Genomic DNA, 13,943 nt, shown 5'->3' with positions numbered 1-13,943 from the left:
ATGCCGCACTCTGATTATTTTGCTTGCGCGGTCGTTACAATGGCTGGACGCAGCAGGCGGTCCGCAATCATATAGCCCTTTTGCAGGACTGACACGATGGTATTGGCTTCCTGGTCCGCTGGCACCACGGCAACAGCCTGGTGTTTCATCGGATCGAGCTTCTCGCCCTGCACCGGCAACACTTCCACCAGGCGGTTGCGCTCGAACGCGGCGTTCAGTTGCTTCAGGGTCATCTCGACGCCTTCTTTCAGCGAATCGATGGTCGGTGTTTCCACCGTCAGCGCCGTTTCCAGGCTGTCTTTCACCGGCACCATGGCTTCGGCAAAGCTTTCCACTGCGAATTTATGCGCTTTAGCAACATCTTCCTGCGCGCGGCGGCGGATATTTTCGCCATCGGCCTTGGCGCGCATGAAGGCATCGTGCATCTCTGCAAGACGCGCTTCGGTACTCGCCAGCTGCTCTTCCAAAGTAGGCTCTGCGGGAGTCGATGGGGCAGTCGCCGCGGCGTCCGCTTGCGGATTAGGTACAGCTTGGTTTTCCTGATCTTGCATCTGAAAAGCTCCTACAATCAATGACTTAAATGAGTTAGTCTAACTATCTTTACAACACTAACGGGCAGATGGGGCTATATCCTATTGTTTCAAGGGGTATGCATGGCAAAACCGGAATTACAGCGATCCATGTTACAGCTTATTACAAAGCACTTCCCATTTCAGGCAGCGATCCGTGCGCGCCCCCTTGATTTTCCAGGCTTCCCACGGCAAAGCGGGCATTCTACCAGCCCCGCCGCGGCCATCGCCACTGGCGATGTTGCTATTCGGAAAACCCCTTGGCTGCGCCAGACATGACAAAGCCGCGCAAGCGCGGCTTTTTATTGTCAAAAAATAATTTCCTTTAATTCGACGCGCCCAGGGCCAGGGCCGCCGTGCGCGCCTGCTCGCCCGCCTTCTTGTCCGCTTCGCGCTGCGCCGCCGTCTTCATCGTCGGCCAGCCAATCATGTGCTGTTCGGCAATTTCCGCCAGGCCCGCGATCCAGGCTGGCGTTTCGTTCAGGCAAGCGATGTAATGAAACTGCTGGCCGCCGGCCGCTTCGAAGTCATGCTTGGCTTCCATGGCAATCTCTTCCAGGGTTTCCAGGCAATCGCTGGTAAAGCCCGGACACAGCAGGTCGACGCGCTTGACACCCTGTTGCGCCAGCGCCACGAGGGTGGGCGCCGTGTACGGCTGCAGCCATTCGGCCTTGCCAAAGCGCGACTGGAAGGTCACCACGTATTGATCTTTGCTTAATTTCAACTTTTCCGCCAGCAAGCGCGCCGTTTTCAGACATTGGCAGTGGTAGGGATCGCCGAGCAGCAAGGTACGCTTGGGCACGCCATGAAAGCTCATCACCAGTTTTTCCGGACGGCCATGCGCTTCCCAATGGTTCAGCACGGAATCGCGCAAGGCGTCGATATACGTGTCGTGCTCGTGATACTGCTTGATAAAGCGCAATTCCGGCACATTGCGCACCGTGGCGTAATGGGCAAACACGGCGTCGTAGATGGAACCCGTCGTCGTGCCCGAGTATTGCGGATAGGCCGGCAGGATGGCGATGCGCTCACAGCCTTCGCTTTTCAACCTGGCCAGCACTTCGGGCAGCGAAGGCGAACCGTAGCGCATGGCCATGGCGACGGTGACGCCGTCGTGACCCCGCTCGGCCAGGGCGCCGGCCAGCAACTTCGCCTGCTTTTGCGTGTGCACTTTCAGGGGCGAACCGTCGCGCGTCCAGATCGACGCGTATTTCTTGGCCGACTGGCCGGAGCGGAAAGGCAAAATGATCAGGTTCAAAATGAACCACCAGACGAGACGAGGAATCTCCACCACGCGCGGGTCCGACAAAAATTGCTTCAGGTAGCGCCGCACGGCCGACGAGGTCGGCGCATCGGGCGTGCCCAGGTTGACCAGCACCACGGCGCTGCGGTCGATACTGCCATGCGTGTACGGCGGTTCTGTTTGAAATGACATGAAAGCTCTTCGAAGGCGTTGGATGGATTAGCCGACCATTATAGTTACATTGCGTCAACATCGGGGAGTGCTGCCAGGCGAAGGCAGCGCTCCCCGCAGTCCAAGGTCAAATCGCCAGCAATTCGCGTGCATGCTTGCGCGTGGTGGCCGTGATTTCCAGGCCGCCCAGCATGCGCGCCACTTCTTCCACCCGGGCTTTGGCGTCGAGCATGTCGATGCGCGACGCCGTCTTGCCATTGTCCAGGGTGCTTTTTGCCACCTGGAAATGCTGATTCGCCTGGCTGGCCACTTGCGGCAAGTGGGTTACGCACAGCACTTGCCGTCCCTGCCCCAGGCGTTTCAACAAACGCCCCACCACTTCGGCGACGGCGCCGCCGATGCCGCTGTCGACCTCGTCGAAGATCAGGGTCGGCGTGGTGGTGGCGTGCGAGGTGATGACGGAGATGGCCAGCGCGATGCGCGCCAGTTCGCCGCCGGACGCGACTTTCGCCAGCGAGCGGGGCGCCGTGCCCGCATGGCCGGCGACGAGGAATTCCACCTGCTCCAGGCCATGCGCGGCCGGTTCGCACGGGTGCAGGGCGATTTCAAAGCTGCCGCCCGTCATGCTCAGTTCCTGCATGGCGCGCGTGACGGCATGGCCCAGTTCCAGGGCGGCGGCGCGCCGCGTGTTTGATAACCGTTCGGCCACGGCGCGGTATTCCGCCTCGATCTTCGCTTCCTGGCGCAGCAAGCCCTCGATATCGGATGCGTCGGCAAGGTGCTGCAGCTTTTCCGACAGCTTCGCGTGTTCCTCAGGCAACTCTTCCGGCGTGACGCGGAATTTGCGGGCCGTGCTGTGCATGGCTTCCATGCGTGCGTCGAGCTGGTGCAGGCGCTCCGGGTCCAGCTCGACCCGGTCCAGGTAATTGTTCAGCGCGTACACGGATTCCTGCAATTGAATGCGCGACGATTCGATCAGGTCGACAATCGGTTGCAATTCCGCATCGACGGACACCAGCTTGCCCAGCTTCTGGTTCAGGGCCGACAGTTGCGACACGATCGGATGATCTTCCTGCTCAGAAATGATGGACAAGGCTTCCTGCGCCCCTTCCAGCAGGCTGGCCGCGTGCGACAGGCGGCTGTGCTCGTTCGTGATCTCCGTCCATTCGCCGGGCTTGGCAGCCAGTTTTTCCAGTTCTCCCACTTGCCATTCCAGGCGTTCGCGCTCGTACAGCACGTTGGCGGCGTTGGTTTCGAATTCCTCGCGCTGGCGCACGAGGGCGCGCCAGCGCTTGTGCAGGGCGGCAACTTGCCGCGCATCCTGCTCCGCGCCCGCTTCGCGCGCCGTCGCCTGGCCGTCGAGCAAGGCGCGCTGCGCTTCGCTTTTCAGCAAGGACTGGTGCGCATGCTGGCCGTGGATGTCGACCAGCATGTCGCCCAGCTCGCGCAGCTGCGCGGCCGTGGCGGGAATACCGTTGATATACGCCTTCGAGCGGCCCGCGTTGTCGATTACGCGGCGCAACAGGGCGCCGCCCTCGTCGTTGGCGAACTCATTGGCGGCCAGCCACGCTTGCGCCACCTCGCTGACGGAAAAATCGGCCGTGATGTCGGCCTTGGCCGCGCCTTCGCGCACTACGCTGGCGTCGCCGCGCCCGCCCAGCGCCAGCGTCAGCGCATCGATGAGGATGGACTTGCCGGCGCCCGTCTCCCCCGTCAGCACGCTGAAGCCGGCGGAAAATTCCAGTTCAATGGTATCGACAATGACAAAATCGCGAATGGACAGTGTATGGAGCATGGCTTCTGTGGTTGGGCGGCGCACCGCGGGTTGACGTGGAGAAAATGTTAGCTGAGCTTGCCCTCGCCCGACGGGTACTCATTCCAGTGCAATTTTTCACGCAGAGTGTTGTAGTAACTCCACCCTTCCGGATGCAGGAAGGTAATCGCATGCGGCGAACGGCGGATGAGGATGCGGTCTTGCTGCACCAGGCTGGCAAAGGTCTGCATGTCGAAATTGACGCTGATATCGCGCCCGCGCACGATTTCCACAACGATCTGGCTGGAGTCGGGCAGGACGATGGGGCGGTTCGACAACGCATGCGGGGCGATGGGCACGAGCACGATGCCGCCCAGGGTCGGATGCAGCAGGGGGCCGCCGGCCGACAGCGAGTATGCGGTCGAGCCCGTGGGCGTGGAAATGATCAAGCCATCCGAGCGCTGGTTGTACATAAAGTGGCCATCGACCTCGACGCGCAATTCGGCCATGCCGGCGCCGCCGCCGCGCGAGACGACGACATCGTTGACGGCCATGCCCACGTGTATCGACTCGCCGTCACGCAGCACGCTGCCTTCGAGCAAGGTACGGCGTTCGGCCTTGAAGCGGCCGCCGAGAATTTGCGCCAGCACGGGCAGCATGCGCTCGAGCGGAATATCCGTCATGAAACCCAAACGCCCCTGATTGATACCGATCAAAGGTACGTCGAATGGCGCCAGCTGGCGCGCAATGCCCAGCATGGTGCCGTCGCCGCCCATGACAATGGCGCAATCGGCGGCGGCGCCGATCTCGGCCGGCGACATGGCGCGCACGCCGGGAAACGCCAGGTTCAGGTGCGCGGCCGTCTCCGCCTCGAAGACCACCGTGTGGCCCAGCACTTGCAGGAAATCGACGATGCTTTTCACGGGCTCGGCAATGCCATCCGTATTCTGGCGCACGACCAGGGCGATGGTCTTGGCGCCCAGGTTGAAGCGCTCGCCCGGGGCTGGCAAGGTCGCGGCTGGCTGTTCGGCGTGTGTATCGACGGGCATAAGAGTCTCGGTAGTGAATTCGGTGGCAAACCGCCCCAGGCTGTCGCATCGCACGCCGGCATCGCATAATACTGTATATATGCACAGTATAGTGCGGCTGCCGCGTGCCTGCAAGGGGCGTTCTTGATGTTGCACGCAGTGTAGCGCAGAAAAAGAATCGTCCATGCGTGCGCCAGCGCTCCCTGCCCTGACAAATCCGCTTGCGGGCAGCACGGCGCGGCAGGACACTGATGGCACATCATTTTTACTGTCAGGAGGCCATATGGCTACCCAGCCAAGCGAGCGCAAGATCAATACCGATGAAAAAGTCAGCAATGACGGCGTCGACCGCCTGCCGCACGAGCGCGACGAGTCGCCCGATGCGCAAAACGTGCGCCCGCGCAAGATCATGCAGCAGGCAGCCAGCGACCTGGAGCAAGGCCTGGTCGATACGGACCGGCGTGCCCAGCCCGGCGTGGAAAAGGTCAAGCCGGCCGAACCGAAACAGGCGCGTCCCGACGCAGAACTGGAACCAAAGAAGGCGCGCTGAGTCGAACCGTCATGGGCCGCGCATGCTCCCACAGTGTGACGCAACGAACGGAAGCGGCAAGCCCCGGCGCGCATGATGGACGCTCGAACCACGCAAGGAGTACATCATGAAAAAAACAGGATCAGCCGTCTGGAGTGGCGGCCTTAAAGATGGCAAAGGGTTTATTTCCACCCAAAGCGGCGCGCTCGACAACGTAGCCTATGGCTTCAACACACGCTTCGAAGACGGTCCCGGCAGCAATCCGGAAGAACTCATCGGCGCCGCCCATGCGGCCTGCTTCACCATGGCCCTGTCCGGCCAGCTGGGCGAGGCGGGCTTGCGCGCCACGGCCCTGAAAACCACGGCCGATGTCAGCCTGGAAAAAATCGATGGCAGCTATGCCATCACGGCCGTGCACCTGACCCTCGTGGCCACCATCCCCGGCGCCACCGACGAAGCGTTCCAGGACGCGGCCCTGCGCGCCAAGCTCGGCTGCCCCGTATCCAAATTGCTGGCCACGGAAATCACCCTGGACGCCCATCTGGAGTAATGCCGGCATGCCGTCCGCTGCCGTCCCCTCACCGGACGGCAGGGGCGGCCTCGGCAAGAAAGCCGTAAAACGCATAAAATCCTGCCATTCCCCTATCACCCTCAAGGATTTACGATGCGTATTTTGCACACCATGTTACGGGTCGGCGACCTGCAGCGCTCCATCGATTTTTACACCAAGGTCCTGGGCATGAAATTGCTGCGCACCAGCGACAACCCGGAATACCAGTACACGCTGGCCTTCGTCGGCTATGGATCGAATCCCGACCATGCGGAACTGGAACTGACGTATAACTATGGCACCACCAGCTACGAGCTGGGCACGGCGTATGGCCACATCGCCATCTCGGCCGACGACATCGTCGCCGCTTGCGACGCGGCACGCGCGAATGGCGGCAACGTCACGCGCGAACCGGGCCCCGTGAAAGGCGGCAACACGGTCATCGCCTTCATCACCGACCCGGACGGCTACAAGATCGAATTGATCGAGCGCAAGTTCGACGGCCAGGGCGGCGGCCTGTAGTACCTCAGCCTGGCTCGGCGGCCTGTGCAATGGCCGCGCGCAGCCAGGCGATGCCCGCATCACCGTCCGTGCGGCGGTGCCGTATCACTTCAAACGCAAACGGCGCGATGGCAAACGGCGCAGCGTACTGTGCCAGCCCTTGCGCCGCGCTGCCCTGCAAAGCGCGCCGCGCCACCGTCAGGATCAAGTCCGTCCCCCTCACGACATCCGGTGCGACCGTCCAGTACGGCACGCGCACGGCGATGCGGCGCGTCTGTCCCAGCTGGGCCAGGGCCGCGTCGACTTCGGCCGCCATGCCGCCCTCGCTGGACGCCACCAGCACATGGGGACGCGCCAGATAGGTGTCCAAACTCAGCATTTCACCGGCCGCCAGGCTGGCCGGATCGAGCGCGCACGCGAACGTTTCCTCAAATAAAGTTTCTCTGTGTAGCTGCTCGGGCAGTTGCGGGAATACACCGAGCGCCAGGTCGATCTCGCCATCCTGCACGCCAGCGATCACGGCCGGACGGCTGGCGTAGCTGACAGCCAGGTCGATGCCGGGCGCGTCCGCGCGCAAACGCCGCAGCAAAGCAGGCAAGAGCAAGGCCGCGCCGTAATCCGACATGGCCAGGCGAAACACGCGCTGCGCCGTGGCCGCCTCGAAGACGGCGCCGCCCAGCACGGAACGCACGCTTTGCAGGGCTTCGGCCAAGGGCCGCGCCAATTCCAGCGCGCGCGCCGTCGGCTGGAAGCCGCCCTTGCCGCGCAATAGCAGCGGGTCGCCGAGCAGGTGGCGCAAGCGGGCCAGCGCATGGCTGACGGCAGGCTGGCTCATATGTAACCGTTCGGCCGCGCGCGACAAATGGCGCTCGCTGAGCAGCGCATCCAGGATCACCAGCAAGTTCAAATCGACGGCGCGCAGATTATTCATTTCATGCATAGTTGGATGACAAACTACGAATTGGATTTAATCATGACAGCATAATACGATGATCGCATCAACTCAACAAAGATGGAGTCGCACATGTATGGATGGATCACCGTATTTGCCCCGCTGGCCATGCTGGCCGGCGCCGTCGTCCCCTTCCAGGCGGGCGCGAATGCCGCGCTGGGCCGCAACCTGGGCCACCCGCTGTGGGCCACCCTCGCCTCGCTGGCCGTCAGCGCCGTGCTCGCGTCGCTCGTGATGCTGTTCTGGCGGGTGCCGGCGCCGGATGTCCAGCTCGCCATGCGCGGGCCGGGCTGGTCCTGGCTGGGTGGCGCGGCCGGCGTGTTCTATATTACCGCCGCGCTGATGCTGGCGCCGCGCATGGGGTCCGGTCCCTTCATGGCGGCCGTCATCGGCGGGCAAATGCTGGCCGCGCTGGCCATCGACCGCTACGGCTTGCTGGGCTTTGCCGTGAAGCATATTTCTCCGCTGCACTGGGCCGGTGCGGGACTGGTGGTGGCGGGCGTGATCCTGACGCAAGTGGCCAACAGCCGCGCCGTGTGATAACGCGGCAAGACGAAAAAAAACCAGCGCCGTCGCCGGGGCTGGTTTTCATTCAAAGCAAGACCGCGCTTACTTGTCCAGCAAGGCATTGACCGGCATCAAATCCGTTTCCTTCAGGGTGCCGGCCGCTGCCTTCAGGCGCAAGCCGTTCATGATGGTGTCGTAGCGGGCTTTCGACAGGTCTTTTTGCGTCGAGAACAATTGTTTCTGCGCATTCAACACGTCGATATTGATGCGCACGCCCACTTGATAGCCGAGCTGGTTCGACTCCAGCGCCGATTTGCTCGACACTTCCGCCGCTTCCAGCGCCTTGACTTGCGCCAGGCCGCTATTGACGCCCAGGAAAGCCTGGCGCGCGCCTTGCGAGGCCGTGCGGCGTGCCGTTTCCAGGTCGTTGCGGGCCTTGTTTTCCAGCGCGATCGATTCGCGCACCTTGCTGGTGACGGCAAAGCCGCTGAAGATCGGAATGCTCCACTGCACGCCGATGGCATTATTGTTATTGCCGTTGCCATTGCCGCCGCCCGAGGAATAGGTATGGCCAGCGTTGGCGATCAGGTCCACGGTCGGGTAGTGTCCGGCGCGGTTGCGGCCGATGTCGCGCTTGGCCGATTCCACATTGAACTGGGCCGTGACGACGCCGTAGTTCTGCTCTTCCGCGGACGACACCCACGGCTCGACGGCAGCCGGTTCGGGCGCGCTGATGACCACGCCCGTGCGCATCGGCGCCAGGGTGGTCGGCGCTTCGCCGATGATGGTTTGCAAGGCGCTGCGCTTGTTGGCCAGGTCATTGATGGCGGCAAATTCCTGCGCCACCACCAGGTCGTAGGCCGCTTGCGCTTCGTGCGTGTCGGTAATCGTTTGCGTGCCGACTTCGAAGTTGCGCTTGGCCGATGCCAGTTGTTCCGTCGTGGCGACCTTTTGCGCCTGCGTGGCGCCCAGGTTGTCCTGCGCGCTCAGCACGTCGAAATACGCCTGCGCCACGCGGGTGATCAGGTCTTGCTGCACTTGCGCAAATTGCGCTTCGGCAATCGCCTGCGCCAGCTTGCTTTGCTGATAGGTTTCCCAGCGATCCCAGCGGAACAGCGGTTGCGCCAGTGTCAAATTGTAGGCATTCGTGCGCACATTCACGGACGGCGAGGTGATCTTGTTGCCGCCATTGTTCTGGGCGATCTGTTCCTGGTTGCCACGCGTATTGCTGCCCGACGCGGAGATTTGCGGCAGCAAGCCTGCCAATCCCTGCGGAACCCGCTCCATCCCGGCCGACAGGGCCGCGCGCGCGCTGGCGTACTGCGCGTCATTGGCCAGCGCCTGCTGGTACACCTGGATGAGATCGGCCGCCTGCGCCTGCAGCGAGTATGTCATCGAGACAAAGGCGCTGGTCATCAGCACGGCGATAAGGGGTTTCCGCATTGCATTTCTCCGTTGGAGTCGTCAAAAGTTGATGGAATCAAAAATCTGCTACCGCTTGCCTTGCGCCCGCCGGGTGAGCGGGGTACAGGCCTCCGCAGGCATGCAGGAAAACATGCCTGGGTGCATCTACTGCAAAATAACTTAGTATTTAGGCATCGCGCTGTCGACTTGCAGCGCCCAGGCATGCACGCCGCCCGTCAAATTACTGATCTTGCCAAAACCATTGCGCTCCAGGAAGGCTGCCACTTGCATGCTGCGCATGCCGTGATGGCAGATGCAGACGATCTCGGCGTCTTCATCGAGGTCATCGATGCGCGCAGGAATCGAATTCATCTGCATCAGGGTGGCACCGTCGAGGTGGCACAGGTCGAACTCCCACTGTTCCCGCACGTCCAGCAACAAGGGGTGCGGGCGGGAAGGGTCAGCCAGCCAGGCGGCCAGCTGCGGTGCACTCAAATGCTCCATCGAATCGGTCGCCTCAGAACTGGAAATGCGACGGTGCCACGGCTTGCAGCGGCGTGACATTGGTTTCAAACAGCTTGCGCGTGTCGTAGGCCTTGTCCGAGCTGCGCGTGATCAGGTGCGCCGACATGATCGGCGCTTCGCCGATGATGGCCAGGATGCGGCCGCCGACTTTCACTTGTTGCAACAGTGCTTCCGGCAACACGGCCAGGGCGCCGGACACGACGATCACGTCATACGGTGCGCCCTTGCTCCAGCCCTGGGCGCCGTCGCCCAGTTCCACGGTGACATTCGTCACGCCGTTGGCGGCCAGGGTCTGCTCGGCCTGGGTTTTCAATTGGGGAACGATTTCCACGCTCGTCACATGACGTGCCTTGTGCGCCAGCAACGCGGCCATGTAGCCGCTGCCGGTGCCGATTTCCAGCACATTTTCATGCTTTTTGACGGCTACGTCTTGCAAAATGCGCGCTTCCAGCTTCGGCGTCAACATGCATTCGCCACCGCCCAGTGGAATTTCGGTATCGACGAAGGCCAAGTTCTTATAGGCGGCCGGCACGAAATCTTCACGCTTGACCACGTTCAACAGCTCCAATACGTCGATATCCAGTACGTCCCATGGACGGATCTGCTGTTCGATCATATTGAAGCGGGCTTGTTCGATATTCATCTTTGGACTCGGTAAGTGAAGTAATAATCCGCCATTTTATCGTTGAACTGGCTGAAAGCACATGTTAACCATAAAGGCGGGGAATGGAGGAAATTTGCGACGATCTGCAGATTTGGGGGGGCGAACCTTGGAAAAGGGGCAACTGAACGGTAGAGGCTAGCTCCGCTTATCAACTTTTCCCGGGCGCCTCCACCTGCAAGCTGCGCAAGCTCATGTCGATAAAGGCATCCATGTAGGCGGCGGGATCGATGTTCTTGACCTCGCACGGCAGGAAGGAGTGCGTCCACATCATGAGCATGGTGACGGGCGCGCTGAGGATGGTGCTGACCAGCACGGGATCGACCTGGCGGAATTCGCCGCGCTGCATGCCCCGTTCCAGCAAGGTGGCGATCAGCGCATTGCCGCGCGTGACCACCTCTTCGTTGTAAAACTGCGCCAGTTCCGGGAAATTGTTCGCTTCGGCCAGCATCAGCTTGGTCAAACCGGCCAGCTTGGTGGCGCCAAATTCTTCCCACCATTGCATCATCATGCTGCGCAACAACTCGGCACTGGTGCTGTCCGAGGCGGCCATGCTGTCTTCCGCCTCGCCGATGGAATGCACGATATTGTCGCGCACCACGGCCTTGAACAGCTCTTGCTTGTTCTCAAAGTACAGGTACAGGGTGCCTTTCGACACGCCGGCCCGCTTGGCCACATCCTCCAGGCGCGTCGATGCGAAGCCCCGTTCGACAAACAGGTCGAGGGCGGCGGCGAGCAATTCCTGCGGGCGGGCATCCTTGCGCCGCTCCCAGCGGGGCTTGGTATCAATCGGGGCTTGCATGTGTCTTTCCAAGTAACTTACTTTTGAGTCATTAATGGTAGACCGGTCTACCGTCAAGGTCAAGCGCTTCCCATGCGCGCAGCGCGGGACATCGTTCGGCACGCCGAACACCGGCATTGTACGCTCCGTGCCGGCGTTGGCGGCACCTCCCTCTGGCGCCGGACTGCGGCGCCGGGTGAAGCAGAATGCGTTTCAGCCCCCATTTTGCGCAGTTCGTCGCATTTCCCTGCCAGCCAGCGCACCGCTTTGCTATCTTCTCATCGACAGCACGGCAGCCGCGGCGCGGCAGCCGGCTCTTTTCTTGTCCCGAACTAAAACAATCATAAAGGAAACACCATGCGTACCTTGCTGGCCCTGTGCTGTGCCGTTGCCCTTGGCGGTTGCGCCATCGTCATCAACCCCAACGATGGCGAAGTGCGCTATGCCGATTCCAGCAGCAATGTCATCCAGGGCAATGGGCAAGTGAGCCGCGACGTGCGCCAGGTCAGCAACATCAGCGCGCTCGACATCGATAACATGAAGCGCATCGACATCAAGATCGACGTGCGCGTCGGCCCGACGGCATCGCTGGTGATCGAAGCGGACAGCAATCTGCAACCGCTGATCCATAGCGACGTGAACGGCAATACGCTGCGCCTGTGGAGCGACACGAACATTCGCAGCAGCAATGGCATCCACGTCATCTATACGACGCCACAATTGAGGAAGATCAACATCTCCGGCTCGGGCCGCCTGGTGGTCAGCGGCCTGAATGGCGACGATTTCAGCCTGGAACAGCGCGGGTCGATGAAGAGCGAATTGTCGGGCACGACGGGACGCTTCGACGTGGCCAACAATGGCTCGGGCAGCATCAACGCGGCGGCCCTCGCCAGCGGCAACACGGACGCGGTGCAGAACGGCTCAGGCAGCATCCAGCTGGGCAGCGTGCACGGCGAACGCATCAACGTAGCCGTCAACGGCTCGGGCAGCATCAGCGCCAACGGCGCCGTGCAGCGCCTGGACGCCAACGTGAATGGCTCGGGCGATGTCAACCTGGCGTCGCTGCGCAGCGACGTTGCCTATCTGGCGAGCAACGGCTCCGGCGACATCGACGTCAGCGTCCAGAATGAAGTCAACGCCCGCGCCAGCGGTTCCGGCCGGATCACCGTGCATGGCGATCCGGCCCGCCGCACTTTGTCGGGCAAGCGCGTCAGCATCGTGCGCTGAACGCGCCCGGGCAACACGCGGGAGCCGGCTTGCTATACTGTCGGCTCCTCACCCGCCCGTCTGAACTCCCATGTCACCATCTGCCACCCTGGCATGCCGTCCCTCGTGCGGCGCCTGCTGCACCGCCCCGTCCATCACCAGCCCGATTCCCGGCATGCCGAAGGGAAAACCGGCGGGCGTGCGCTGCGTGCAGCTGGCCGATGACAACCGTTGCAAGATCTTTGGCCAGCCGGAACGGCCCGCGTTTTGCGGCGGCTTGCAGCCATCCGCGGAGATGTGCGGCGACAGCCGCGAACACGCGGTGCACTGGCTGGCCGAGCTGGAACGGCTGACGGCGCCCTGAGCGGCGACGCGCACGGCGTCCCTGCTTGCGTCGCCCTTAGCGCGCGTCTTCCGCTTCCTTGGCGTCGCGCTGCGGCTTGTATTCCAGCAAGGTGGCAATCCCCAGATAGATCAGCAGCAGGCACACGGAATCGCGTGCATCGCTCCAGCCCAGCGTGCCATGACGCATCCAATGCAGCGCATTCAACACGATCATCATGCCCAGGATCAACCATCCACTGCGGCGCAGGGCGCGGCCCGGCAAGCTTGCCTTGAAAGAGGCACTTGAAAACATGGCGTCCCTTATTTCATTCTATTTTTTACAACACCAACAGAATTTATATCTTTTCAGCAATATTTGACGAAAACCTACGTACGCTTGACTCTGTTTGCACGTTTGCGTATATTCATGCACATTCTTGCACGTTTATAGGTTCACCATGTCCGCCACCTTGCTCCTCAAACAACGCCACGCGCTGATCCAGCAACAATTGCATGCCGACGGTCGCGTGCTGGCGCTGGACCTGGCGCGCCAGCTCGACGTGTCCGAAGATACGATACGGCGCGATCTGCGCGAGATGGCGGCGGCCGGTCTGTGCCAGCGCGTGTATGGCGGCGCCCTGCCGCTGGCGCCGGACGGCGGCACCTTGAGCCAGCGCAAGCAGGAAGCGCCGGAACGCAAGGCGCGCCTGGCGCAGGCCGCCGTGTCACTCGTACGCGCTGGCCAGGTGCTGTTTCTCGATGCGGGTTCGACCAATCTGGCCATCGCCAGCGCCCTGCCAGAGTTAGCGCTCACTGTCATCACCAATGCCCCCGCGATCGCCATGGCGCTGATGGAGCGCCCGGAAATCGAGCTGATCATGGCCGGTGGCAGGGTCGACCGGCGCGCCGGCGCCAGCCTGGGCCCGCAGGCCTTGCGCACGGTCGAGCGCATGCATCCCGACCTGTGCTTCCTGGGCGCCTGCGGCGCCGATGCGGACGCGGGCGTGACGGCGTTCAACTACGACGAGGCCGAGTTCAAGCGCAGCATCGCCGGCGCCAGCAAGGCCGTGGTCGTGGCCGTCACCAGCGACAAGCTGGGCACCGCCGCACCCTTTGGCGTACTGGCCACGGGCTTACTGCAGCACCTGGTGCTGGAAGCCGATGCCGACGCTGCCCACGTGGCCGCCTTTGAACGGCTGGGCGTGCAAGTGTTGCGCGCCCGCGCCTGATTTTATCCAC

17 protein-coding genes are annotated in these 13,943 nt (G+C 62.2%); 7 read left to right on the top strand and 10 right to left on the bottom strand.

Going from position 1 to position 13,943, the window contains the following annotated elements; genetic code table 11:
* Positions 1 to 14: 14 nt before the first annotated feature.
* The 4 genes from grpE to OX460_RS23655 form a co-directional block, all read right to left on the bottom strand.
* Positions 15 to 551 carry a nucleotide exchange factor GrpE gene (grpE, locus tag OX460_RS23670; RefSeq protein WP_251350097.1) on the bottom strand — a complete coding sequence of 179 codons (537 nt, stop codon included), beginning with the start codon at positions 549 to 551 and terminating at the stop codon, positions 15 to 17.
* A 343-nt stretch (positions 552 to 894) separates the two neighbouring features.
* The gene (hemH, locus tag OX460_RS23665) at positions 895 to 2,004 is read right to left on the bottom strand and encodes a ferrochelatase (protein ID WP_289900120.1); all 1,110 of its coding nucleotides are present in this window, start codon (positions 2,002 to 2,004) and stop codon (positions 895 to 897) included.
* A gap of 106 nt (positions 2,005 to 2,110) precedes the next feature.
* Positions 2,111 to 3,778, bottom strand: a complete 1,668-nt coding sequence (gene recN / locus OX460_RS23660) for a DNA repair protein RecN (RefSeq protein ID WP_289900119.1) — start codon at positions 3,776 to 3,778, stop codon at positions 2,111 to 2,113.
* Between the two features lie 47 nt (positions 3,779 to 3,825).
* Positions 3,826 to 4,785: an NAD kinase gene (locus OX460_RS23655; protein ID WP_257218838.1), complete on the bottom strand. Its 960-nt coding sequence runs from the start codon at positions 4,783 to 4,785 to the stop codon at positions 3,826 to 3,828.
* 262 nt (positions 4,786 to 5,047) lie between these two features.
* On the opposite strand from OX460_RS23655, the gene OX460_RS23650 reads away from it, so the two are divergent.
* The 3 genes from OX460_RS23650 (at position 5,048) to gloA (ending at position 6,365) form a co-directional block, all read left to right on the top strand.
* A complete protein-coding gene (locus OX460_RS23650) occupies positions 5,048 to 5,314 on the top strand; it encodes a hypothetical protein (RefSeq protein ID WP_289900118.1) in 267 nt (88 codons plus the stop codon).
* A 106-nt stretch (positions 5,315 to 5,420) separates the two neighbouring features.
* Positions 5,421 to 5,843, top strand: coding sequence for an OsmC family protein (locus OX460_RS23645; RefSeq protein ID WP_035828320.1), 423 nt, complete (start codon positions 5,421 to 5,423; stop codon positions 5,841 to 5,843).
* 114 nt (positions 5,844 to 5,957) lie between these two features.
* Positions 5,958 to 6,365 carry a lactoylglutathione lyase gene (gene gloA, locus OX460_RS23640; protein WP_010401713.1) on the top strand — a complete coding sequence of 136 codons (408 nt, stop codon included), beginning with the start codon at positions 5,958 to 5,960 and terminating at the stop codon, positions 6,363 to 6,365.
* Between the two features lie 4 nt (positions 6,366 to 6,369).
* On the opposite strand, the gene OX460_RS23635 is transcribed toward gloA, so the two are convergent.
* Positions 6,370 to 7,275 (bottom strand): LysR substrate-binding domain-containing protein, encoded by a 906-nt coding sequence (locus tag OX460_RS23635; protein WP_289900117.1) that lies wholly within the window; start codon positions 7,273 to 7,275, stop codon positions 6,370 to 6,372.
* 93 nt (positions 7,276 to 7,368) lie between these two features.
* On the opposite strand from OX460_RS23635, the gene OX460_RS23630 reads away from it, so the two are divergent.
* Entirely contained in the window at positions 7,369 to 7,836 is a 468-nt protein-coding gene (locus tag OX460_RS23630; protein ID WP_289900116.1) for a DMT family transporter, read from the top strand.
* Between the two features lie 69 nt (positions 7,837 to 7,905).
* Here OX460_RS23630 and OX460_RS23625 read toward each other — a convergent pair whose 3' ends face one another.
* From OX460_RS23625 to OX460_RS23610, 4 genes are all read right to left on the bottom strand, one after another.
* On the bottom strand, positions 7,906 to 9,246 hold the full coding sequence (locus OX460_RS23625) for a TolC family outer membrane protein (RefSeq protein WP_099666320.1): 1,341 nt from the start codon (positions 9,244 to 9,246) through the stop codon (positions 7,906 to 7,908).
* Positions 9,247 to 9,387: 141 nt separating this feature from the next.
* On the bottom strand, positions 9,388 to 9,711 hold the full coding sequence (locus tag OX460_RS23620; protein ID WP_289900115.1) for a rhodanese-like domain-containing protein: 324 nt from the start codon (positions 9,709 to 9,711) through the stop codon (positions 9,388 to 9,390).
* Between the two features lie 13 nt (positions 9,712 to 9,724).
* Positions 9,725 to 10,375 (bottom strand): protein-L-isoaspartate O-methyltransferase, encoded by a 651-nt coding sequence (locus OX460_RS23615; protein ID WP_289900114.1) that lies wholly within the window; start codon positions 10,373 to 10,375, stop codon positions 9,725 to 9,727.
* 169 nt (positions 10,376 to 10,544) lie between these two features.
* Positions 10,545 to 11,195: a TetR/AcrR family transcriptional regulator gene (locus OX460_RS23610; RefSeq protein ID WP_289900113.1), complete on the bottom strand. Its 651-nt coding sequence runs from the start codon at positions 11,193 to 11,195 to the stop codon at positions 10,545 to 10,547.
* 336 nt (positions 11,196 to 11,531) lie between these two features.
* Between OX460_RS23610 and OX460_RS23605 the strand changes: the two genes are divergently transcribed.
* Positions 11,532 to 12,401: a head GIN domain-containing protein gene (locus OX460_RS23605; RefSeq protein WP_077408727.1), complete on the top strand. Its 870-nt coding sequence runs from the start codon at positions 11,532 to 11,534 to the stop codon at positions 12,399 to 12,401.
* A gap of 70 nt (positions 12,402 to 12,471) precedes the next feature.
* Positions 12,472 to 12,744, top strand: a complete 273-nt coding sequence (locus tag OX460_RS23600) for a YkgJ family cysteine cluster protein (RefSeq protein ID WP_289900112.1) — start codon at positions 12,472 to 12,474, stop codon at positions 12,742 to 12,744.
* Positions 12,745 to 12,780: 36 nt separating this feature from the next.
* On the opposite strand, the gene OX460_RS23595 is transcribed toward OX460_RS23600, so the two are convergent.
* On the bottom strand, positions 12,781 to 13,017 hold the full coding sequence (locus OX460_RS23595) for a hypothetical protein (protein ID WP_289900111.1): 237 nt from the start codon (positions 13,015 to 13,017) through the stop codon (positions 12,781 to 12,783).
* A gap of 145 nt (positions 13,018 to 13,162) precedes the next feature.
* On the opposite strand from OX460_RS23595, the gene OX460_RS23590 reads away from it, so the two are divergent.
* Complete coding sequence (locus OX460_RS23590) at positions 13,163 to 13,933, top strand: DeoR/GlpR family DNA-binding transcription regulator (protein ID WP_289900110.1); 771 nt, start codon at positions 13,163 to 13,165, stop codon at positions 13,931 to 13,933.
* The last annotated feature ends 10 nt before the right edge of the window (positions 13,934 to 13,943 follow it).

This window comes from Janthinobacterium sp. SUN033 (assembly GCF_030397595.1).
GTDB classification, from domain to species: Bacteria; Pseudomonadota; Gammaproteobacteria; order Burkholderiales; family Burkholderiaceae_D; genus Janthinobacterium; species Janthinobacterium kumbetense.
This window is presented reverse-complemented; position numbering and strand designations above follow the sequence as displayed.